Origin of the sequence: Marinobacter similis (assembly GCF_000830985.1) — a bacterium.
Taxonomy (GTDB): domain Bacteria; phylum Pseudomonadota; class Gammaproteobacteria; order Pseudomonadales; family Oleiphilaceae; genus Marinobacter; species Marinobacter similis.
The window spans coordinates 120,309-143,003 of sequence record NZ_CP007151.1; the positions used below are offsets into that span (position 1 = coordinate 120,309).

Here is a 22,695-nt window from a genome sequence, read left to right on the forward strand (position 1 = left end):
CTATTCCGCCGGTTACCGGCATCGATACGGGCACCCTCACAGCAGCGTAACGGCCCGCTATCGTAATCGTGGGGTGAGCGCATTCAGTACTGCCTGTTCCGGAATGTTGGTGGCAGCCATTGAAGATAACCGCCTGACCATCAAAGAGAAGCGTCTGGATACACCGTTCTGGATTGGCGAGAAAGGCCAGGCCCGTGATGAATGTTCGATACCGTGACATAACGGGTGTGGCCTGCCACGGCAGCTATGCTAAAGTAGCGCGGCTTGTAAACTATCAGGGAGACCGAGCGTGTTCGAGCTGTTGAAAGCCGGTGGCATTTTGATGGTGCCTATTGTTGCGTGTTCCATTCTGGCCCTTGCCATTATTCTGGAGCGTTTCTGGACCTTGCGTGCGTCCAGGGTGGCACCATCCCAGACCCTTAATGAGCTTTGGCGCTGGATCAAGAAAAAAGAACTCAATGGCCGTAAGCTGAAGCGCTTCAGGGATCTTCTCCCATGGGCCGCGTTCTGGCGGGTGGTCTGCTCAATGCCAAGCACGGTCGCGAGATCATGAAAGAGAGTATTGAGCATGAAGCCAGCCAGGTGATTCATGACCTCGAACGGTTCCTGAACCCGCTGGGCACGGTGGCTACCATCACACCACTGCTTGGTCTCCTGGGTACCGTGATTGGCATGATCAAGGTGTTCGCGGAGATTCAGCTGGCTGGTGTTGGCAATGCCGGTAATCTTGCAGGCGGCATTTCGGAGGCCCTGATTACCACGCAGCCGGTCTGAGCGTTGCGATTCCGGCCCTGATTGCCCACCGCTATTTCATTCGTCGTGTCGACGAACTGGTGGTCAGCATGGAACAAGAGGCCATCAAGCTGGTTGAGGTTGTGCACGGAGACCGCGAAATCGACGTGGAAGGAGCCTGAACGCCGTGAAGTTCAAGCGCCAGAGAAGTCAGGAAGTCGCGGTCGACCTGACACCACTGATCGACGTGGTGTTCCTGCTGCTGATTTTCTTTATGGTCTCCACCACCTTCACCCGCGAGAGCCATCTCCAGGTGGAACTGCCTGAGGCTAGCGGGGAGCCGGTATCGCCTTCAGAGGTTCGCCAGATTGATGTGGTGATCAACGCCGAGGGCCAATACCTGCTCAATGACCAGGCCCTGGTCAACAACCGCCGCGAGACCCTGGAAAGGGGTGTGAAAGAGCTGGCGGAGGGTGACAAATCCCTGCCGTTCATTATTACCGCCGATGCCCGCACCCCCCATGAGTTTGTGGTTCGTGCCATGGACGTCGCCGGTCGTCTCGGCTTTGCCAAGCTGAGCATCACCACTGAGCGGGAGACGGAAACAGAATGAGCAGTCCAGACCCGCTCCCGGCCCAGGGGCCCGCCGTCCAACCTTCCGGCAGCTGGGATACCTACAAGCGCCTGCTGGCCTATGTGAAACCGTTCTGGTTGGCATTTTCCCTTGCCGTGTTAGGCAACATCATTTATGCAGCGGCATCCACCGGTATGGCGGCCGCCATGGAGTATGTGATTGCCGCCATCGAAAACCCGACTGACGGCAATCGGATTCTTCTCACCCTCCTGATCGTTGGCGTATTTGCTTTCCGAGGGGTGGGTACATTTTTGAGTCAGTATTTTATCGGGTACGTTGGCCGACACGTTATAAATGCCCTGCGCAATGATGTATTCGATCGTCTACTTTCTCTTCCATCCCGTTATTTTGATGACAACGCGGCCGGCCGACTGGTGTCCAAGCTGACCTTCAATGTGGAGCAGGTGGCGGCAGCGACGACCGATGCCGTGACCATCACCCTCCGTGAAGGGCTGACCATTATTGGCCTGCTGTGTTTCATGCTCTATACCAACTGGGTTCTCACCCTGATCTTCCTCGCGGTTGGGCCGGTCATTGGCGCCGTGGTGAGCTATGCCAGCAAGCGTTTCCGTCGAATCAGCAAACGCATCCAGGGCTCCATGGGCGACATTACCCATGTGGCCTCTGAGTCCATTGCCGGTTACCGCGTGGTGCGGACGTTCGGTGGCGAAGACTATGAGCAGCAGCGATTTCGCGAGGTCAACGACCGTAACCTCGCGCAGAGTCTGAAGATGGCCTCGACCCAGGCCATCAGTGTGCCGGTCATTCAGGTGCTGGTAGCCATCGCCATCGCGGCGCTGGTGTGGACCATGTTGGCGCCGGAAATTCGGGGTGGCATGACCACTGGCCAGTTGGTCGCCTTCATTACCGCCGCGACCACCATGGCGAAACCGATCCGCCAGGTAACCTCGGTGCACGCCAAGATCCAGAAAGGCCTGGCCGCCGCGTACGATGTGTTCGAAACCATGGACGAACAGCCCGAGCAGGATCCAGGCACCTACGCGCCGTCACGAGTGGAAGGCAACATCCGGTTTGAGGACGTATCTTTCCGATACCGGGATCAGCTCGACAATGTGCTCGAAGGCATCACGCTCGACATTCCAGCCGGTCAAAGTGTCGCCCTGGTTGGCCGCTCAGGCAGCGGCAAGTCCACACTGGTCAGCCTTTTGCCGCGCTTCTACGAGTACACCGGTGGCGATATTCTGATCGACGACCACTCGTTGCGAGATTACTCCCTGAAAGCCCTGCGCTCGCAGATAGCCCTGGTAACCCAGAACGTTGTGCTGTTCAACGACACCATTGCCGCCAACATCGCTTACGGCGCCTTGCGGGATTGCAGTCGCGAGGAAATCCGTGAGGCAGCGGCCAAGGCCCATGCCCTTGAGTTTATCGACCGGATGCCCGAGGGGCTCGATACCATGATTGGTGACAACGGCGTGATGCTTTCGGGCGGTCAGCGCCAGCGCTTGGCCATTGCCCGGGCACTGCTCAAGAACGCGCCGGTTTTGATCCTTGATGAGGCCACCTCGGCGCTCGATACCGAGTCTGAGCGTCACATTCAGGAAGCTTTGGAAATGGTCATGAAAGGCCGGACCACACTGGTCATCGCGCACCGTCTGTCCACCATTGAGAAAGCCGACCGAATCCTGGTGATGGAAAACGGCCGAATTGTCGAATCCGGGCGGCACGACGAGCTGCTGAAAACCGGTGGCGCCTACGCCCAGCTGCATCAGATGCAATTCAGCGATTCGGTATGAGCTCGCTGATTGACCGGCTCTGGTATGGCAAGTCGCGCCCGTTGTGGCCCCTGGCTCCGCTGAGCTGGCTATTCCAGATGGTCGCTGCCTCCCGGCGCCGCAAGGCGTGGGAGGCGAGAAATGACGCGCTGCCCGTGCCGGTGGTGGTGGTGGGCAATATCACCGCGGGCGGTACCGGAAAGTCCCCTCTCACTGCTTGGCTGGTCGCCGAACTTCGGTCAGTGGGTTGGCGCCCGGTGATCATCAGTCGCGGTTATGGCGGCAAGTCTCCGCACTACCCGGCACTGGTCAGTGCCGACAGCAACCCCTCCGAAATGGGCGATGAGCCGGTGATGCTGGCGCAAGCAACCGGTGTTCCAGTAGTAGTCGATCCCATTCGCCGCCGTGGTGCCCTCTGGGCACTGGATCAGAAGCTTGGCGATATTCTCGTCTGCGACGATGGTCTGCAGCACTACGCCTTACCCAGAGATGTCGAGCTGGCGGTTTTCGACGGTGCCCGTGGTACTGGCAATGGTGCCGTAATTCCTGTCGGGCCGCTACGTGAGCCCGTATCGCGCCTGTCTTCTGTGGACTTTGTGGTGGTGAATGGTGGCGAGTTTGAGGCCGGCCAGCATCTCGACGCCTTCGGCGATATTGAGCATCCGGAAATCCACACCATGGCGCTTGAGCCATCGACGCTGGTTAACCTGAAAACCGGACAGGCGCGGCCAATCACCGATTTGCAGGGGCAGGCCGTGCGAGCGGTTGCCGGAATCGGCAATCCTGGACGGTTTTTCGATACACTAAGAAACTTGGGGGCCACGGTCACCGAGGCACCTTTTGCGGATCATCACAGCTTCAAGGCCAGCGATCTTACTGCGGAAGCGGGCCAGTGGGTGGTGATGACCGCCAAAGATGCGGTGAAGTGCCGTCCGTTCGCGCCAGACAACGCCTGGGTTTTTTCCGTACAGGCCAGTTTGTCGGATGAATTTTCACGTTCGGTGATCTCCCGCATCGGGCAGAGTTCCGAACAGCTAATCTCTTAAACCTGGATGGGACATCATGGACAAAAAACTGCTGGCAATGCTGGCGTGCCCGGTCTGCAAGGGCGATCTGAAACTTAACGAGGCTCGAACCGAGCTGGTCTGCTATCAGGACGCCATGGCGTTCCCCGTGCGCGAGGGGATACCGGTCATGCTATCCAGTGAAGCTCGTACGCTCACTACCGACGAGCGCCTCGATAAACGCTAAGTCACTGTTTCAGGATACTTCTGCTCATGTCTTTCTCTGTGGTTATCCCAGCTCGTTATGCCTCCAGTCGTTTGCCTGGCAAGCCGCTGGCGGACATCGTGGGCAAGCCGATGATTCAACATGTATACGAACGGGCGTTGGCGAGTCGTGCTGATCGGGTGGTGGTGGCCACCGATGATGACCGTATTCGCGAAGCCTGCGAGCGCTTTGGCGCCGATGTTGTGATGACATCGCCGGACCATGCCAGTGGTACTGATCGGCTGGCAGAAGTGGCGCGAAATCTCGACTTGGAAGGCGATCACCGGGTGGTCAACGTGCAGGGTGATGAGCCCCTGATTCCATCGGTGCTGATCAATCAGGTAGCGGACAATCTGGAATTCTATCCCGATGCCGCCATTGCCACCCTGTGCGAGCGCATCCACGATGTTGATCAGTTGATTAACCCTAATGCCGTGAAAGTTGTGTTTGACCACCAGGCATGGCCCATTATTTCAGCCGGGCGCCGATTCCGTGGCCCCGGGATACCTGGATGAACGGCGGCCCACTGAGTGGCGACGACGTAGCGATGCCGGCCGGTGTCGATTATTTCCGTCATATCGGCATTTATGGCTACCGTGCCCATGTCCTGGAGCAGTTCGTGAACTGGGCGCCGGCACCCACCGAAAAGGCGGAATCTCTGGAGCAGTTGCGGGCTTTGTACAACGGTGCCCGTATCCACGTGGATGTAGCCGCTGAAAAACCACCTGCCGGCGTTGATACCGAAGCCGATCTGGAGCGCATCCGGGAATGGCTGGCGACGAGGAACGTGTAATGTCGAAACAAGTGAGTGTGCTGTTTGTCTGCCTGGGTAACATCTGTCGCTCGCCCAGCGCCGAAGGCGTGTTTCGGTCACTGGTAGAGAAATCGGGTCTTGAAGACTCCATCAAGATCGATTCCTGCGGTACAGGCGACTGGCACATAGGCAAGGCGCCTGATTCCAGGGCGACACAGGCAGCCCGCAAACGCGGCATCGACATCAGCAACCTGAGGGCTCGGCAATTCGTTGCCGATGATCTCGATGGCTTTGATTATGTGCTGGTGATGGATCAGCAGAATCTGGCTGATGTCACTGACATCTGGCGCCAGAGTGGTGGTACCCGGCCGGAACTGTTCCTTGGCTATGGGCGGTCCCACCATCAGGAGGTTCCCGACCCATATTACGGTGGCACGGACGGTTTTGAGTTTGTGCTGGACCTGATCCACGAGGCAGGCGAGGGCCTGCTGGTCGATATCCGGGAGCGCCTGGCTTGAGCTTGAACACGCAACCCCAGGAATATGTCGAGCTGGCTGAGCTCAACACCCTGCGGGTAGCTGCCATTGCCCGTTACTACCTTGAGGTCCGGGATGCTGAAGAGCTTTCTGAGGCCCTGGCTTGGGCTGAGCGCCAGGAACTCCGTACCCTGATTCTGGGTGGTGGCAGCAATCTGGTGTTTTACGGCGACTTCGACGGGCTGGTGGTGCGCATGGCCATGCGCGGTCGACGGTGGGAACAGGCTTCGGGTCAGGACGCCACATTGGTACTTGGCGCTGGCGAAAATTGGCACGAGGCTGTTCTCTACGCTGCTGGAGCCGGTTACCGGGGAATTGAAAACCTGGCCCTGATTCCCGGCACGGCGGGCGCGGCGCCGGTACAGAATATTGGTGCCTACGGGGTGGAGCTTCGTGACACACTGGTGTCTGTTACGGCGCTGGATCGTGAGACTGGTAAGGTTATCACCCTGGAGCGTGAAGACTGTGAGTTTGCCTACCGGGACAGCCTGTTCAAGCGCACTCCGGGGCGTTACGTCATTATCGAGATCCGGCTCAGGCTGTCGCGCAGTAAGCCCTTGCAGTTAGGTTATCGGGATCTGGAGGAGTACCTGGCAGGGACCTCACCCTCTGAATTGACGGTTACGGATGTGGCCACCGCAGTGATGGCGATCCGTCGCCGCAAGCTTCCAGACCCGGAAATGATCCCCAACGCCGGCAGCTTCTTCAAGAACCCGGTGGTACCGTCGGCTGACTATGAGAACTTGCTGGCACGTTATCCCGATATGGTGGGCTATGCCCAGAGCTCGAGCGTCAAACTCGCCGCGGCCTGGCTCATTGACCAGTGCGGTTGGAAGGGGTTCCGAAATGAGAATGTCGGTGTTCATAACCGTCAGGCGCTAGTGCTGATCAATCATTCTGGCGGTACCGGACGGGATATCCTGGAGCTGGCCGCCAAGATACGGGCATCGGTGCAGGACAAGTTCGGGGTGGAGCTGGAGATGGAGCCCGGGATCGTTAGCTAATCTGCCTGCTGTGATGAGCGTGTCGTGCTGCTAGCGGTTTGAAAGGCAGGGAAGTGCGAATGGGTGGTAAGACGAAAAAAGAAGGGCAGACCTTAACGGTTTGCCCTTCTACCTTCTGAGGCTATCGGGCTCAGAGCCCTTTGCGCGGAGACGCATTGATCAGGAAAGGCAGGGCTTCCTCGATCGGAAGATCCTGCTTTTCGGCGTCCCGGCGGCCCTTGTATTCCAGGGTCCCCGCGGCCAGGCCGCGATCGGAAACCACGAACCGGTGCGGAATACCAATCAGCTCCATGTCAGCAAACTTCACGCCCGGGCGCTCGTTCCGATCATCCAACAAGACGTCATAGCCCGCCTGGCGCAGCTGTTCGTACAGCTTGTCGCCTGCTTCGGCGACTGCCTCAGACTTGTGGGCGTTCAGGGTGACGATGGCAACCTGGAACGGGGCAATGGCGTCTGGCCAGATAATGCCTTTGTCATCGTGATTCTGCTCGATCGAGGCGGCGACGATACGGGACACGCCGATGCCGTAGCAGCCCATGTCGAGTACCGCGCTCTTGCCATTTTCATCCAGCACCGTGGCGTTCATGGCGCTGCTGTACTTGTTGCCAAGCTTGAAGATGTGGCCCACTTCGATGCCCCGGCGGATTTCCAGGTGGCCTTTGCCATCCGGCTTGGATCGCCTTCAACCACGTTGCGAAGGTCCTCAATACGGCCCAGCGGTACGTCCCGCTCCCAATTCACGCCGGTCAGGTGGAAATCATCCTTATTGGCGCCACAGACAAAGTCGGCAAGGTGGGCGGCACTGCGGTCCGCGATCACCGGCACTGAAAGGTTCACGGGGCCGATGGAACCAGGCTTGCAGCCGATAGCTGCTTCGATTTCCTCATCGGTTGCCATGGTCAGCGGTTCTGCGATACCCGCCAGGTTCTCCGCCTTGATCTCGTTCAGGGTGTGGTCACCGCGCAGGATCAGGCAACAAGACCGCTGTTGCCGTCTTCATCCGGCTCGGATTTAACCAGCAGGGTTTTGACCGTGCGAGTGGCGTCGACATTCAGGAATTCGGCGATGGCGTCGATGGTGCGTTGTCCCGGGGTCGCGACTTCCTTCAGGTCTTCGCTCGGCGCAGCGCGTTCTCCGGCCGGGGCTACCGCTTCCGCCTTTTCAATGTTGGCGGCGTAGTTGCTGTCGGAACTGAACACGATGGCGTCCTCGCCAGAGGAGGCCAGCACGTGGAATTCGTGCGAGGCGCTGCCACCGATGGCGCCGGAATCGGCCTGAACCGGGCGATAGTCCAGGCCCAGTCGATCGAAGATTGCGCAATAAGCCTGATGCATTTCCTGGTAAGTCTCATCCAGCGACTCGGCATTCAGGTGGAAGGAATAGGCGTCTTTCATGACGAACTCGCGAGCGCGCATCACGCCGAATCGTGGCCGACGCTCGTCCCGGAACTTGGTCTGGATCTGGTAGAAGTTCGCCGGCAGTTCCTTGTAGCTTTTCAGTTCATTGCGAATCAGGTCGGTAATGACTTCTTCATGGGTTGGGCCGAAGCAGAAGTCGCGCCCATGCCGATCCTGCATGCGCAGCAGTTCACCGCCGTATTGGGTCCAGCGGCCCGACTCCTGCCAAAGCTCTGACGGCTGCACGGCCGGCATCAGGACTTCCTGGCCACCGCTCTTGTCCATTTCCTCGCGAACAATTCGCTCTACCTTGCGAAGGGTGCGCAGGCCCATCGGCAGCCAGGTGTACAGACCGGCTGCAAGCTTTCGGATCATGCCCGCGCGGAGCATGAGCTGATGGCTGATGATCTCGCGTCTGCCGGTGTCTCTTTCTGGGTTGCAATCAGGTAACGGCTTGCTCGCATCGTGTCTTCCGTTTGGTTCCAATCAGGGATTATCAGGGGCTCGAGACCGTGCTTGGCCATCGGTCGCCCGAGAGGGAGTTGTAGAGCATTAAGTGCCGGTTATTGTACGGAGCCTCTGTCTTCAGGTACAGGTGGTCACCGATGAAACCGATGTGGTTTCATGGTTTTTTGGTGGATGCAGTGTGGCTCGCTTCCGGGTCAGGACAGGTAGCCCAGAGGCAGGGCGGTGGAGTCGAGCACCCGCCTTAGCACGAAGCTCGAATGCACGCCGCTGACCCCTTGGATACGGGTAATCCGATTTAGCAGGAAATGGTGGTAGTGGTCCATGTCCGGCACCACCACCTTGAGCATGTAATCCGCATCCTGCCCCGTGATCAGATAGCACTCCTGGACTTCCGGATAAGCCGACACCTTTTCTTCAAAGGCGGAGAACCGCTCCGGTGTATGTCGGTCCATGCCGATCAGGATGATGGCGGTGAGCGATAGTCCCAGTTTCTTGTGGTCCAGGATAGTGACGGTCCGGACGATGACCCCGGCCTCTTCCAGCGCCCGAACCCGGCGCAGGCAGGGAGAAGGGACAGGCCCACTTTGTCGGCCAATTCCTGATTGGTCAGGGCGCCGTTGTTCTGGACCTGCTCAAGGATTTTTCGGTCGGTTTTATCGATTTTGACAAGCGTCGTGTTTTTTTCTGGCATAGTATTGCTCGTTTAGTATTTTTAATAGTCGAATATGGCTAAAAATAGCTATTTCGAGCGTAATTAGCAATCACGTGCCCGGAGATCGGCGTTACACTGTTAATCACTGCATGATGTTTCACCGGCAACCGCAAGGATTGATTGAAATGGCTTTTGATTATCGTAAATACGCTGCGTTCAAGCCCGTCAGGAAGACCAATCGCCGTTGGCCTGACCAAATTATCGAAAAGGCACCCACCTGGTGTGCCGTCGATCTTCGGGACGGTAATCAGGCGCTGGTCAAGCCGATGACCGTTGCGCAGAAGCAAAGGCTGTTTGATCTGCTGGTGAAACTGGGCTTCAAACAGATTGAAATCGGTTTCCCGTCAGCCAGTCAGCCGGATTTCGATTTTTGCCGGAAACTGATTGATGAAGGCCGGATTCCCGACGACGTCAAGATTCAGGTGCTGACCCAGGCGCGTCCTGAGTTGATTGAGCGCACCTACGAAGCCCTTAAAGGCGCCAAGCAGGCGATTGTCCATGTTTACAACTCCACCTCCACGGTGCAGCGGGAGCAGGTGTTCGGGCTGGATAGGGCCGGCATTCGCGAGATCGCGGTAAAGGGTGCGACCCACGTGAGGGATTTGGCAGCCAAGCGCCGGAAACCGAGTGGACCTTCCAGTATTCGCCAGAAAGCTTCACCGGCACTGAGCTGGATTTTGCCGCCGAAGTGGTCGACGCCGTGACCGAGGTCTGGCGCCCGGACCAGGGTCAGCCGGTCATTATCAACCTGCCGGCGACCGTGGAAATGGCGACGCCGAACGTGTTTGCGGACCAGATCGAGTGGATTTGCGACAACATCCAGCATCGCGAGCATCTGAGCATCAGCGTTCACACCCATAACGACCGGGGCTGCGGGGTGGCTGCCGCCGAACTGGCGGTGATGGCCGGTGCGGACCGGGTTGAAGGTACCTTGATGGGTAATGGGGAGCGGACCGGGAATATGGATCTGGTCACCATGGCATGAATCTCTATTCCCAGGGCGTTGACCCGACACTGGATCTGTCCGGGATGGCCGAAATCACCGAGGTGGTCGAAGCCTGCACCGAAATTTCCACCCATCCCCGTCATCCGTACGCCGGCGAATTGGTGTTTACGGCGTTCTCGGGCAGTCATCAGGATGCGATTCGCAAATGTCTCGCCCGCCGCACCGAAGGCGAGACCTGGAATGTGGCCTACCTGCATCGATCCGTTTGATGTCGGTCGTCGTTACGAAGAAGTCGTGCGCATCAACAGTCAGTCGGGCAAGGGTGGCGTGGCCTATGTGCTGGAGCGGGACTACAACATCAGCCTGCCGCGCTGGCTGCAGATTGAATTCAGCAAGACCGTTCAGCGGGAGGCGGAAACCAACGGTGGTGAAATCGACTCGCTGACTATCCACCGCTTGTTTGAAGAACGCTATCTCAAGGTACACAAAGACTGGGAGCTGCGCGGCTATGACCTGCACCGCGATGCCAATGGTGTCCGTGCCGACGTGACGGTGGGTTCTGAAGCGCAACCAGTAACTCTTCAAGGCCGCGGGCTGGGCGCGGTTGAAGCCGTCTCAGACGCCCTGGAGCAACGTTTCGGGATCGCCATTGCCGTTGAGGCCTATGACGAATTTGCCCTGGGCGAGGGCACCAATGCCAATGCCCTGCCTGTATCCGCTTGATGGTCAACGAGACCCATTGCAGCGCCGCCGCCCTGGCGGAGGATACGACGTCGGCAACTTTGCAGGCGCTGTTCTCGGCAGTTGCCAGGTGGTTGGATCGTCCGGGGTAGCACAGCAGTCGGACCGGCAGGCGGCTGAGGTCTGAGGGAAATGACCGGGCCAGAACGTATTAAGCCGGCACAGGATGCCGGCTTAATGATTTCCCTTTGCCCGTGAGGGGCAGAGGGCGGAAGCAGTAACCTCAGACCGGGGTTACGTTTTCCGCCTGGGGACCTTTCGGGCCCTGAGTAACGGTAAACTGCACTTGCTGGCCTTCGGTCAGGGTGCGGAAACCGCTTGCGTTGATTGCACTGTAGTGAACAAACACGTCACTGCCGCCATCCTGAGCGATGAAGCCAAAGCCTTTGGACTCGTTGAACCACTTAACGTGGCCAGTTTTTGTATCGGACATTGATCTTTCCTGTCTTTCTGTAATTTGCCCTCACGGGACCTTCATATTCCGTTTGGAATCAACGCTGAGAAATCCAGAGAGTACTGAGGAAGGAGCAACGAAGAGCACGTGGGCAGGACGTTATAGCGCTTTCACCAAATACCGCTGTATTTTCACAGCAATTTCAGTATAGACCGAGTTTGGGGAGCGTCAACGCTTTTTTTAACCCCGTTTTGAGGGTCTTTACTGGTTAAAAAACAGGTGGTTGGCCAGAGCGGGCATGAGGGTGCTCCGGGCCTCTACGTAAGGCCCGGAGGTCTTCTTTCTGGTGCAGGGTCAGCGTCGGAACTGCGTGCTGATCTCCTCCAGAATGGCGGGGTCGTCAATCGTGCTTGGCACCGTGTACTCTTCGCCGTCGGCAATCTGTCGGATAACCCGGCGCAGTATCTTGCCAGACCGGGTCTTGGGCAGCCGCTCAACCACCATGGCCCGGCGGAAGCAGGCAATGGCACCGATCTTGTCCCGAACCATCTCGATCAGCTCGTCCTCAAGCTCGTCGTGCTCAATGGTTGCACCGTCTTTGATCAGTACCAGCCCGACCGGTACCTGGCCTCTCATGTCGTCATGGGCGCCAACGACGCAGCATTCGGCAATAGCGGGATGCGAGGCAACCACCTCTTCCATTTCGCCCGTTGACAGCCGGTGGCCTGCGACGTTGATGACATCATCGGTGCGGCCCATGATAAAGACATAGCCGTCTTCGTCTACAAAGCCACCGTCGCCGGAGCTGTAAAAGCCGGGAATAGGCGCCAGATAGCTCTTGTGGAATCGCTCGTCGTCACCCCAGACGGTTAGCAGGCAGCCTGGCGGTAGGGGTAGTTTGACCGCTATCTGGCCCTGTTCGCCTGCGGGCATTTGCTGGCCGCTCGGGTCGACAACCTGCACATCGAAGCCTGGTGAGGGTACGGTCGCCGAGCCCGGTTTGGTGAGCATCATTTCGATGCCCACCGGATTGCAGCAGATTGCCCAGCCGGTTTCGGTTTGCCACCAGTGATCAAGAATGGGCAGGTTGGTGTGCTCGCGGAGCCAGTCATAGGTAGCGGGTCCAGCCGTTCGCCAGCCAGGAAGATGCGCTTCAATGAGCTGATATCGTACTGGCCGAGATGGTCGGCCTCGGGGTCTTCCTTGCGCACAGCCCGGAACGCGGTCGGCGCGGTGAACAGCAAGTTCACCTGATGCTCTTGAACCACCCGCCAGAACGCACCAGCATCCGGGGTTTTTACCGGTTTGCCTTCATAGAGAATGGTGGTGCAGCCTGCGAACAGAGGGCCGTAGACAATGTAGCTGTGGCCCACCACCCAGCCTACATCTGAGGCAGCCCAGTAAACGTCGCCCGGATTGGCATCGTAAACCAGCTTCATGCTGTAGCTCAGGGCGACTGCGTGGCCGCCATTGTCCCTGACCACGCCCTTTGGCTTACCGGTAGTGCCTGAGGTGTAAAGGATGTACAGCGGATCGGTGGATTTCACCGGCACCGGCTGCTCTGGCTGGGCTTTGGCCATGAGCTGACTCCAGTCCCAGTCCCGCCCGGACTGCAGCTGCGCTTTTACCTCAGGTCGCTGGTACACGATGCAGTGTTCAGGCTTATGAGCCGCCTGCTCAATGGCCTTGTCGACCAGGGGCTTGTACTCGATCACCCGATTGATTTCGATGCCGCAGGAGGCGGTGATGACCGCCTTGGGTTCGGCGTCGTCAATCCTTACCGCCAGCTCATGGGCGGCAAAACCACCAAAAACAACGCAATGAACCGCGCCGATGCGGGCGCACCCGAGCATGGCGATCACGCTTCGGGAATCATCGGCATGTAGATGATCACCCGATCGCCTTTCTCGATGCCCTGGTTCTTGAGCACGCCGGCAAACCTGGCCACTGCATCGGTCAGTTCGTTGTAGGAGAATGCTTGCTGGGTGTTGGTGACCGGAGAATCGTAGATGAGCGCGGTCTGGTCGCCACGTCCGGCCCGGATGTTGGCGTCCAGGGCAACATCGGAGCTGTTCAGGGCGCCATCAGGGAACCACTGGCCATGGCCGTTGTCAGTGGGTGTCCAGATGGTCCCGGGGGGCTGGATCCATTCTATCTGTGCCGCCTGCTCGCGCCAGAAGTCTTCCCGCCGGTGAATCGACCGGCGAAACTCTGAGTGGTAGTCCATGCGTTCCACCTCACTGGGCCTATTGTTGTTTTATTGACTGACGTAACAACTCTAGGCCGTTTGAAATCATGGACTAGTAGACCATTGGCTTAGTCGCGATCTCCGATGGTTATTCCGCTGGCAGCTCTACGCTGGTGACATCGGCGGCGATCTCGCCCCGAGCTGTTCGGGCGTTGATTCGGTCGCCGGGGGCAAGGCCCGAGGCGTCGCGTACAATGTTGCCGTCGGCATCGCGAACGATGGCGTAACCGCGCCCCAGGGTGGCCAGTGGGCTGACCACGTTGAGTGTTTGGGCGACGTGCTCAAATTGATCCTGGCGCTGCTTCAATTGAATCTGGATGGCTGAGGTCAATTTTTCCGAAACGCGCGCCAGGGCATTCTGACTATCTGCAAGTCGGCGACCCGGTGATTGCGTCATCAGCCGTTGACCCAGGTTTTCACTGCGCACGGTCAGGCCCCCGAGCCGCTGACTGATAGCCTGCATCAGGCGCAGATCCAGATCATCCATTCTTTGGGCTTTTTCGAGTAGGTCGCGGCGCGGGTCTCTGAGTCGCGCGCCCAGATGCTCAAGTTCGGTTCCGAATCGCTTCAGAGCGCGCCGGGCGGCGTTCGCCAGTCGGAGCTCGCGTTCGTTGAGCTGTCGGAGCCAGTCCCGCTGGTCCGGAGAGACCTTTTCGGCCGCTGCAGATGGCGTTGGCGCCCGCAGGTCAGCAACAAAGTCGGCGATGGTGACGTCTACTTCATGGCCGACTGCACTGACCGTGGGGATCGAGCAGTTGGCAATGGCGCGCGCCACCACCTCTTCGTTGAAGCACCAGAGGTCCTCAAGGGAGCCGCCGCCCCGACCAATGATCAGAACATCGGCCACGCCGTGGCTTTGTGCGCGCTCTATTGCCTGAACGATGTCGCCGGTTGCGGCTTTGCCCTGAACCACAGTCGGGTAGAGTGTAACCGGTATGGCGGGACAGCGGCGGGCCAGTACCGTCAGGATGTCGTGGATGGCGGCACCGGTCGGCGAGGTGACAAAGCCGATGTGCCTGGGTGTGGGTGGAAGCGGTTTCTTTCTGGCAGCGTCGAACAGGCCCTCGCCCTGCAATTTGCGCTTCAGTTCTTCGTAGGCCTGCTGCAGTTCGCCCAGTCCCGCGGGTTCCAAATGCTCGACAATGATCTGAAAATCACCGCGGTTCTCGTACAGGGTGACCTTGCCGCGAATCCGGATCTGGTCGCCTTCCTTCGGTATTTCACGAATGCGCTGGTTGAAACCCCGGAACATCGCGCAGCGAACCTGGCATTTGCGATCTTTCAGGGAAAAGTACCAGTGGCCCGAAGAGGGTCGGGACAGGCCAGAGATTTCGCCTTCCACCCACACCTGCATAAAGCTGGATTCCAGAAGGTGTCGGGCCTGGTGATTCAGTTCGCTGACACTCAGAGCTTGCGGCCTGGTGTCCTGAAAAGCGGGGGTTGTCCGGGGTGATCGGTAGTCATCCATACGCAATAGCCGAAAATCAGAAGGATAAAAAATGCCAGAATTCAAGAGGATGCAATCGTACCTTAAAAAAGGTGCGGTTTACTGTCTCGATACGCCCCTTTATAATGGATCGATTAAGGATTTTGCTTTGCTGTGCCGCCGCGAGTACAGCAGGTAATCTCCCAACTTAGCACGATCAAAAGGCGGATCCCAATGCTGCGAATTGCCGAAGAAGCCCTCACATTTGATGATGTTTTGCTGGTCCCCGGATATTCCGAAGTTCTACCTCACGAAGTCAGCCTGCAAACGAAGTTGACCAAGGGGATTACCCTCAATATTCCGCTGCTGTCGTCTGCTATGGACACAGTAACTGATGCCGAGCTGGCTATTGCCATGGCTCAGGAAGGCGGCATTGGCATCATGCACAAGAATATGACGGTTGAACAGCAGGCAGCTGCGGTCCGCAAGGTGAAGAAGTTTGAGAGCGGTGTGGTTAAGGATCCGATCACCGTTTCTCCGGATACCACTGTGCGGGAGCTGGTCGATATCACAACGGCAAATAGCATTTCCGGTTTGCCAGTGGTTGATGGTAACGATCTGATCGGAATTGTAACCGGTCGCGACATTCGTTTCGAAAGCCGTATGGACACTCCGGTTCGGGACATCATGACGCCCAAGGATAAGCTGGTAACGGTGAAAGAGGGTGCCAGCCTAGATGACGTTAAAGAGCTGCTTCACCGTCATCGCATCGAGAAGGTGTTGGTTGTTAATGACAACTTTGAACTGCGCGGCCTGATTACCGTCAAGGATATCCAGAAGGCGAAGGACTATCCGCTGGCGTGCAAAGACGACCAAGGCCGTCTGCGTGCCGGCGCAGCGGTGAGCACCGGCGGTGATACCGAAGCCCGTATTTCGGCCCTCGCAGAGGCCGGCGTGGATGTGATTGTTATCGATACCGCACATGGGCACTCGAGAGGTGTTCTTGAGCGGGTTCGCTGGGCCAAACAGAACTTCCCGGAAGTGCAGATAATTGGCGGCAATATTGCCACTTCAGCGGCCGCGATTGCCTTGGCGGACGCGGGTGCGGATGCGGTCAAGGTGGGTATCGGCCCCGGCTCCATCTGTACAACCAGGATCGTGGCTGGTATTGGCGTGCCCCAGATCTCGGCCGTTTCCAATGTGGCGGCAGCCCTGAAAGACCGAGGTGTTCCGCTGATCGCTGACGGTGGCATCCGGTTCTCGGGTGATATTGCCAAAGCTATCGCAGCCGGCGCCCACAGCGTAATGATCGGCAGCCTGCTTGCGGGCACCGATGAAGCACCGGGCGAGGTCGAGTTGTTCCAGGGCCGTAGTTATAAGGCGTATCGCGGCATGGGTTCCATCGGTGCCATGGGGCAGGGCTCCAGTGACCGGTACTTCCAGGACGCCAGCAAGGGTATTGAGAAGCTGGTTCCGGAAGGCATCGAAGGCCGTGTGGCCTGCAAAGGCCCGATGCGCAATATCGTGCATCAGCTTGTTGGCGGCCTGCGCGCTCCATGGGTTACACCGGTAGTGCGACCATGGAAGAGATGCGCACCAAGCCCGAGTTTGTACGCATCACCAATGCTGGTATGCGGGAGAGTCACGTGCACGATGTGACCATCACCAAAGAAGCGCCCAACTACCGTATCGGTTGATCATTGCCTTATCCAAACGCGGCTCACCCTTGAGCCGCGTTGCTTTTTCTGACCCGAGGACTTCATGGCCCAGAATATTCACGACCACCGCATCCTGATTCTCGATTTCGGTTCCCAGTACACCCAGTTGATTGCGCGTCGCGTGCGGGAGATTGGCGTTTACTGCGAAATCAAAGCGTTCGATATTACCGATGAAGAGCTGGATGACTTCAATCCCAAGGGCATCATCCTGGCTGGCGGCCGGAATCGGTGACCCAACTGGGTGGGCCGCGTGCGCCTGAAGGTCTGTTTGAGCGGGGCATTCCGGTTCTGGGTATCTGCTACGGCATGCAGACCATGGCAGAACAGCTTGGCGGCCGGGTAGCCAGCTCCGAAAAGCGGGAATTTGGCTACGCCCAGGTGAAAGTTCGGGCCGCCGGTCCGCTGTTGCAGGACATTACCGACCATCTGACCGGTACCGGCGACTCCCTGCTGGATGTCTGGATGAGTCACGGTGACAAGGTTGTTGCGATGCCGGAAGGCTTCGAGCTGCTGGCTCAACCGAGAGTGCGCCGATTGCCGCGATGCAGGACCTGGAGCGAAACCTCTATGGTGTGCAGTTCCACCCGGAAGTCACCCACACCCTGCAGGGTAAGCGCATTCTTGAGCATTTTGTTCACAATATTTCTGGCTGTGAAGCGCTCTGGACACCGGCGAAGATTGTGGACGACGCGGTGCGCCAGATCCGCGAACAGGTCGGCACCGATAAAGTCTTGCTCGGTCTGTCCGGCGGTGTTGACTCCTCGGTGACTGCGGCGCTGCTGCACAAAGCCATCGGAACACAGCTGACCTGTGTATTCGTGGATAACGGCCTTTTGCGCCTGCACGAGGGCGACCAGGTCATGGATATGTTCGCCAGCAACATGGGCGTGAAAGTTATTCGGGTGGATGCCGAAGACTTGTTCCTGTCCAAGCTCAAGGGAGTCGATGATCCCGAGCAGAAGCGCAAGGTGATTGGCAACACCTTCATCGACGTGTTCGATGAAGAAGCGACCACCATCAAGGACGTGAACTGGCTGGCCCAGGGCACCATCTACCCGGATGTCATCGAGTCCGCGGCGTCCAAAACGGGCAAGGCCCATGTTATCAAGTCGCACCACAACGTTGGTGGTCTGCCTGAAACCATGAAGCTGAAGCTGGTTGAACCCCTGCGCGAGCTGTTCAAGGACGAGGTTCGTCGCATCGGCCTGGAGCTTGGACTGCCGTACGATATGGTCTACCGGCACCCGTTCCCGGGACCAGGTCTCGGGGTTCGTATCCTGGGTGAAGTGAAAAAGGAATACGCCGATATTCTGCGCCGGGCCGACGCCATCTTCCTGGAAGAATTGCACCGGGCAGACCTGTACCACAAAACCAGTCAGGCCTTCGCCGTGTTCCTGCCGGTCAAGTCGGTCGGGGTTGTCGGTGATGCTCGTCGCTACGAGTACGTCGTGGCCTTGCGTGCAGTGGAAACCATCGACTTCATGACCGCGCGTTGGGCTCACCTGCCGTATGATTTGCTGGAGACCGTCTCCAACCGCATTATCAACGAAATCTCTGGCGTTTCCCGGGTGACTTACGACGTCTCGTCCAAGCCACCTGCAACCATTGAATGGGAATAAGCGGGCAGAAATGCCTGTGCCAGCGGGGACCGAGAGGACCGAGATGACCGATGAGGCCTGGATGGCGCGGGCGCTTGAGCTCGCTGCCCAGGCTGCATCGGTTGGTGAGGTGCCCGTTGGCGCAATCGTTGTGCTTGACGGCCGGGAGGTCGGGGCTGGATTTAACGCCCCGATCACCGGCTGTGACCCCACCGCCCACGCCGAGATCCGAGCCCTGCGCGATGCCGCAGCTCGTGTTGGCAACTATCGTTTGTCCGGAGCTACTCTTTACGTAACACTTGAGCCTTGTACGATGTGCGTTGGTGCTATCGTGCACAGCCGGGTTAGCCGTTTGGTCTATGGCGCTACCGAGCCCAAGGCCGGTGCGGTGGAGTCGGCGAGAAGAACGTTGGAAGAGCCGCATCTGAATTGGAATGTGGAGGCGGTAGCGGGGGTTCTGCAGCAGCGATGCAGCTTGATCATCAGCGAATTTTTCAGCGCCCGACGCGAGGAGCGCCGGCAGGCTCGGAAACAATCTTCAGGGAAAGGTGTATAGCAGCATGAAGGTACTGGTTACCGGCGGAGCCGGATATATTGGCAGTCATGTGGTGCGTCAGTTGGCGCAGGCGGACCACGATATTGTGGTGTTCGATAACCTATCGACCGGATACCGTTGGGCGGTTACAGCCGGTGAGCTGGTGGTTGGGGACCTGGCTGACGAAGCCGCCATCGACGATGTATTTGCCCAGCATAAGTTTGATGCGGTGCTGCACTTTGCCGCGCACATTGTGGTCCCGGAATCGGTCGCCAATCCGCTCAAGTATTACAGCAATAACACCCGTAACACCCTGAATTTGCTCAAGGCGGTTGAGCGGTATGAGGTGCCCTACATGGTGTTCTCGTCCACCGCGGCGGTGTATGGCATGCCCGAGCAGGCCGTGCTGACGGAAGATCTGCCGCTAGCGCCGATTAATCCTTACGGTGCCTCGAAGATGATGAGTGAGCGGATGATCATGGATCTGGCTGCCGCTTCCAATCTCAACTATGTAATTCTTCGCTATTTCAACGTGGCGGGTGCCAATCCTGACGGTAAGTTAGGGCAGGCGACCCCTGAGGCCACTCACCTGATCAAGGTGGCCTGCGAATGCGTTACGGGTCAGCGCAATGGCATGAGTGTGTTCGGAACTGATTACGACACTCGCGACGGTACCTGCGTCCGTGATTACATCCATGTCGAAGATCTCGCCAAGGCCCACGTGATGGCGCTGGACTATATGGCGCAGGGTGGCGAATCCAGCGTTCTTAACTGCGGATACGGCCGCGGCTTCACCGTTAATGAGGTGATTGATGTGGTCAAGGCGCAATCTGGCGTGGATTTTCCAGTTGAACAGGTCGGTCGCCGCGCCGGTGATCCAGCTGCCTTGATGGCCGATAACGCTCGTATCAAGGCGACTCTGGGCTGGACCCCAGATTTTGACAATCTCGATACCATCGTCAGCACTGCGCTGGCGTGGGAAGCTATCTGGCAGAAAAAAAAGAGCTCTACAGTGTGAGGGCAGAGTTTGTCCACCTCTCACCAGGCCTCTCACCACGCCTCTCACCATGGCAGGATTGATTGAATGAATATTACGATTTTCGGAACTGGTTACGTTGGGTTGGTTACAGGCGCGTGCCTGGCGGACGTTGGCCACAATGTGCTTTGCATGGACGTCGATAAGGCCAAGATTGAAAAACTGGAAAACGGCCAGATCCCTATTTTTGAGCCAGGTCTTGAGTCCATCGTCAAGCACACGGTCGCCGCCGGGCGTCTGTCGTTTACCACCAATGCGGAAGCTGCGGTCAAGCACGGTGTGCTCCAGTTTATTGCGGTTGGCACGCCTCCCGACGAGGACGGTTCTGCCGACCTTCAGTACGTGACAGCGGTGGCCCGATCCATCGGCCAGTACATGGACGATTACAAGGTGGTGGTGGACAAGTCCACGGTGCCGGTCGGGACAGCCGATAAGGTGCGCGCCGCGGTTCGGTCTGAGCTGGATCGCCGCAATCTTGAGCTTGATTTCGATGTCGTTTCGAACCCTGAGTTCCTTAAGGAAGGGGCTGCCATCAACGACTTCATGAAGCCGGACCGGATTGTCGTCGGTACCGACAGCGATAAGGCTGCCGAGATGCTGCGTGAGGTTTATTACCCGTTCAACCGCTCCCATGACCGCATGATTTTCATGGACGTGCGCTCAGCGGAGCTGACCAAGTACGCCGCCAACGCCATGCTTGCCACCAAAATCAGCTTCATGAATGAAGTGGCGAACCTGGCGGAGCGATTGGGTGCCGATATTGAAGCCGTGCGTCAGGGTATCGGGTCTGATCCGCGCATTGGCTATCACTTCATCTATCCCGGTTGCGGCTACGGCGGTTCCTGCTTTCCGAAGGACGTTCAGGCGCTGGCGCGCACGGCCCGTGACTGCGATTACGAGTCTCGCCTGCTGAATGCCGTGGAAGCAGTGAATTACGCTCAGAAGCACGTTCTGTTCGACAAGGTATCCCATTATTTCCAGGGTGATGTGAAGGGCAAGGTGGTCGCGGTGTGGGGGCTGGCATTCAAGCCGAACACCGATGACATGCGTGAGGCCTCCTCACGAACCCTGATGGAAAATCTCTGGAAAGCTGGTGCGGTGGTGCAGGCGTTCGATCCCGAGGCCATGGAAGAAACGCAACGGATTTACGGCGACCACGATGGTTTGACCCTGTGTGGTACCAAGGAGCAGGCTCTTAAAGGAGCGGATGTCCTGGTTATCTGCACCGAGTGGAAGGAGTTCCGTTCGCCGGATTTCGAGGCCATTGCGGCGACTCTGAGAGAGCCGGCGGTATTTGATGGTCGCAACCTTTATGAACCTGAGATGCTGCATCGTTATGGCCTGACCTACTACGCCATCGGGCGGGGCCAAAACCAGTTCAGTGCGGTGTGATTATGGCGGATGATACGGACTTTCAGCTCCATCAACGTCTGGCGTCGGATACCGTCAGTCTCGGGCGCAGCCAGTTGTGTGAGATTCGCCTGAAGAACGACAGCACCTGGCCCTGGTTGCTGCTGGTGCCAGCGGTGGCTGGCATTCGGGAGATCTATGAGCTCTCCGATCAGCAGCAGGCGCGGTTAGTGTACGAGTCCTCGGAGCTGAGTCGCGGCATGATGGAGTTGTTCGCCGGCGACAAAATGAACGTTGCGGCGCTGGGTAACATGGTTCCCCAGCTTCACCTGCATCACATTGTCCGGTTTGTGGACGATCCGGCCTGGCCGGGCCCGGTTTGGGGTGTTCAGCCTCCGGTGCCCTATAGCCAAGAGGCCCTGGCGGTGGTTCAGGAGAAGCTTGAGCCGGTTCTGGCGCGGCTTCGGTAGCGGTAAAAAGTAGGCATAAAAAAAGCCCGCCAACGTGGGCGGGCTTAAGGCTACCTGGAAAGGTAACGACTCAACAATGGAAGGTGTATCGTCTTCCATTACCAACCACGGAGCCGCTTTCAAAAAGGTTCCAACGAATTTAATTTTTTTGTGACTTTGCTCTTTGGGCAATGCTTTGCGAGCCCAGCAAAATCATCCGCAGTTCGGTCTTCAGCTTCAATTTCAGCTCTTCTCGTTCCTTGGCATTGGCATCCAGCGCCTCTGCGCCCTGATTGAAAACCAGTGTAACCATGGCTTCGGCAACCAGGCGGGCGTCTGCCAGTGGTTTTCCCTGTTCGTCGGCAAAGCGGCGCAGGTCGTCAGCGAGTTCAGTGACGAAATGGTCGATTTCGGCCTTGATGGCGGTGCGGAAGGGTTTGGATACCCCGGTGCGCTCCCGCAGCATCAGCCGGAACAGGTTGGCGTTGTTGCGAGGTATTCCATGAACGTCTCGACCGACGTGGAAATGGCGCTACCGTCGCGGGCAATGCGCTTGCGGGCCTGGCGCATTAACTGCCGTAAGGCGACGCCACCTTCGTCCACCAGGGCAAGGCCGAGCTCGTCCAGTTCGGAGAAGTGGCGGTAGAAGGAAGTGGGAGCGATGCCAGCTTCACGAGCCACCTCGCGCAGGCTCAGGCTGCCGAAGCCCCGGTCGGCACTCAGTTGTGCCAGGGCAGCGTCCATGAGGGCGCGACGGGTACGAAGTTTCTGCTCGGCTCTGGACGACAAGGTGGGGCTCCATCTACTGCGTGAACAGTGCATTCTAGCGGTCTGTCGGCGGTGAGTCATCCGCCTGCCGAGAACGCCGCGAATGACGCCTGATTTTCAGCGACATTGTGTTTATAATGGGCGGCTTTTCCAGTATGGTCCCGACGATATTTTTGCGGGCCAAATTTAAGCAGCAAGCTAAGCCACGCCCGCTTACTTGCCCAGACATTACGCACACATCAGA

General features: G+C 58.1%; 12 protein-coding genes and 9 pseudogenes. 15 read left to right on the top strand and 6 right to left on the bottom strand.

Features of this window, described 5'->3' with window-relative positions:
* Positions 1-289 precede the first annotated feature (289 nt).
* From AU14_RS00550 to murB, 8 genes and pseudogenes are all read left to right on the top strand, one after another.
* A pseudogene (locus AU14_RS00550) lies at positions 290-914 on the top strand (MotA/TolQ/ExbB proton channel family protein).
* A 5-nt stretch (positions 915-919) separates the two neighbouring features.
* Positions 920-1,345: an ExbD/TolR family protein gene (locus tag AU14_RS00555; protein ID WP_041338169.1), complete on the top strand. Its 426-nt coding sequence runs from the start codon at positions 920-922 to the stop codon at positions 1,343-1,345.
* Entirely contained in the window at positions 1,342-3,123 is a 1,782-nt protein-coding gene (msbA, locus tag AU14_RS00560; RefSeq protein ID WP_041338170.1) for a lipid A export permease/ATP-binding protein MsbA, read from the top strand. Before AU14_RS00555 ends, msbA begins: the two co-directional genes overlap by 4 nt.
* Positions 3,120-4,148: a tetraacyldisaccharide 4'-kinase gene (gene lpxK, locus AU14_RS00565; RefSeq protein ID WP_041338171.1), complete on the top strand. Its 1,029-nt coding sequence runs from the start codon at positions 3,120-3,122 to the stop codon at positions 4,146-4,148. The genes msbA and lpxK overlap by 4 nt, the downstream gene beginning before the upstream one ends.
* Before the next feature lie 16 nt (positions 4,149-4,164).
* Positions 4,165-4,353, top strand: coding sequence for a Trm112 family protein (locus AU14_RS00570; protein WP_041338173.1), 189 nt, complete (start codon positions 4,165-4,167; stop codon positions 4,351-4,353).
* Positions 4,354-4,379: 26 nt separating this feature from the next.
* Positions 4,380-5,164, top strand: a pseudogene (kdsB, locus tag AU14_RS00575) (3-deoxy-manno-octulosonate cytidylyltransferase).
* Positions 5,164-5,643, top strand: a complete 480-nt coding sequence (locus AU14_RS00580) for a low molecular weight protein-tyrosine-phosphatase (RefSeq protein ID WP_041343411.1) — start codon at positions 5,164-5,166, stop codon at positions 5,641-5,643. Before kdsB ends, AU14_RS00580 begins: the two are co-directional and overlap by 1 nt.
* Before the next feature lie 2 nt (positions 5,644-5,645).
* Positions 5,646-6,665, top strand: a complete 1,020-nt coding sequence (gene murB / locus AU14_RS00585) for a UDP-N-acetylmuramate dehydrogenase (protein ID WP_041343414.1) — start codon at positions 5,646-5,648, stop codon at positions 6,663-6,665.
* 130 nt (positions 6,666-6,795) lie between these two features.
* Here murB and AU14_RS00590 read toward each other — a convergent pair.
* A pseudogene (locus AU14_RS00590) lies at positions 6,796-8,526 on the bottom strand (proline--tRNA ligase).
* Positions 8,527-8,724: 198 nt separating this feature from the next.
* Positions 8,725-9,221 (bottom strand): annotated as a pseudogene (locus tag AU14_RS00595) (Lrp/AsnC family transcriptional regulator).
* Positions 9,222-9,367: 146 nt separating this feature from the next.
* Here AU14_RS00595 and leuA point away from each other — a divergent pair.
* A pseudogene (gene leuA, locus AU14_RS00600) lies at positions 9,368-11,021 on the top strand (2-isopropylmalate synthase).
* A gap of 131 nt (positions 11,022-11,152) precedes the next feature.
* Here leuA and AU14_RS00605 read toward each other — a convergent pair.
* From AU14_RS00605 to xseA, 3 genes and pseudogenes are all read right to left on the bottom strand, one after another.
* Positions 11,153-11,362 carry a cold-shock protein gene (locus AU14_RS00605; RefSeq protein ID WP_008169155.1) on the bottom strand — a complete coding sequence of 70 codons (210 nt, stop codon included), beginning with the start codon at positions 11,360-11,362 and terminating at the stop codon, positions 11,153-11,155.
* A gap of 315 nt (positions 11,363-11,677) precedes the next feature.
* A pseudogene (locus AU14_RS00610) lies at positions 11,678-13,550 on the bottom strand (propionyl-CoA synthetase).
* Between the two features lie 109 nt (positions 13,551-13,659).
* A complete protein-coding gene (gene xseA / locus AU14_RS00615; RefSeq protein WP_041338175.1) occupies positions 13,660-15,039 on the bottom strand; it encodes an exodeoxyribonuclease VII large subunit in 1,380 nt (459 codons plus the stop codon).
* 192 nt (positions 15,040-15,231) lie between these two features.
* On the opposite strand from xseA, the pseudogene guaB reads away from it, so the two are divergent.
* The 6 genes and pseudogenes from guaB to AU14_RS00645 all read left to right on the top strand — a co-directional run bounded on the left by guaB (position 15,232) and on the right by AU14_RS00645 (position 21,704).
* Positions 15,232-16,694, top strand: a pseudogene (gene guaB, locus AU14_RS00620) (IMP dehydrogenase).
* Positions 16,695-16,758: 64 nt separating this feature from the next.
* Positions 16,759-18,334: pseudogene (guaA, locus tag AU14_RS00625) on the top strand (glutamine-hydrolyzing GMP synthase).
* A 43-nt stretch (positions 18,335-18,377) separates the two neighbouring features.
* Positions 18,378-18,869, top strand: coding sequence for a tRNA adenosine(34) deaminase TadA (gene tadA, locus AU14_RS00630; RefSeq protein WP_041343416.1), 492 nt, complete (start codon positions 18,378-18,380; stop codon positions 18,867-18,869).
* 4 nt (positions 18,870-18,873) lie between these two features.
* Positions 18,874-19,866, top strand: coding sequence for a UDP-glucose 4-epimerase GalE (gene galE / locus AU14_RS00635; protein ID WP_041338176.1), 993 nt, complete (start codon positions 18,874-18,876; stop codon positions 19,864-19,866).
* A 66-nt stretch (positions 19,867-19,932) separates the two neighbouring features.
* Positions 19,933-21,276, top strand: coding sequence for a UDP-glucose dehydrogenase family protein (locus AU14_RS00640; RefSeq protein WP_041338178.1), 1,344 nt, complete (start codon positions 19,933-19,935; stop codon positions 21,274-21,276).
* A gap of 2 nt (positions 21,277-21,278) precedes the next feature.
* Positions 21,279-21,704, top strand: coding sequence for an HIT domain-containing protein (locus AU14_RS00645; RefSeq protein WP_041338180.1), 426 nt, complete (start codon positions 21,279-21,281; stop codon positions 21,702-21,704).
* 139 nt (positions 21,705-21,843) lie between these two features.
* On the opposite strand, the pseudogene fabR reads toward AU14_RS00645, so the two are convergent.
* A pseudogene (fabR, locus tag AU14_RS00650) lies at positions 21,844-22,472 on the bottom strand (HTH-type transcriptional repressor FabR).
* Positions 22,473-22,695 lie beyond the last annotated feature (223 nt).

Bases quoted from the DNA above. Each gene is read 5' to 3' on its own strand.
- AU14_RS00605 (WP_008169155.1), bottom strand. From the start codon at position 11,362: ATGTCCGATACAAAAACTGGCCACGTTAAGTGGTTCAACGAGTCCAAA.
- lpxK (WP_041338171.1), top strand. From the start codon at position 3,120: ATGAGCTCGCTGATTGACCGGCTCTGGTATGGCAAGTCGCGCCCGTTG.
- msbA (WP_041338170.1), top strand. From the start codon at position 1,342: ATGAGCAGTCCAGACCCGCTCCCGGCCCAGGGGCCCGCCGTCCAACCT.
- xseA (WP_041338175.1), bottom strand. From the start codon at position 15,039: ATGGATGACTACCGATCACCCCGGACAACCCCCGCTTTTCAGGACACC.
- AU14_RS00645 (WP_041338180.1), top strand. From the start codon at position 21,279: ATGGCGGATGATACGGACTTTCAGCTCCATCAACGTCTGGCGTCGGAT.
- galE (WP_041338176.1), top strand. From the start codon at position 18,874: ATGAAGGTACTGGTTACCGGCGGAGCCGGATATATTGGCAGTCATGTG.
- tadA (WP_041343416.1), top strand. From the start codon at position 18,378: ATGACCGATGAGGCCTGGATGGCGCGGGCGCTTGAGCTCGCTGCCCAG.
- AU14_RS00580 (WP_041343411.1), top strand. From the start codon at position 5,164: ATGTCGAAACAAGTGAGTGTGCTGTTTGTCTGCCTGGGTAACATCTGT.
- AU14_RS00570 (WP_041338173.1), top strand. From the start codon at position 4,165: ATGGACAAAAAACTGCTGGCAATGCTGGCGTGCCCGGTCTGCAAGGGC.
- AU14_RS00640 (WP_041338178.1), top strand. From the start codon at position 19,933: ATGAATATTACGATTTTCGGAACTGGTTACGTTGGGTTGGTTACAGGC.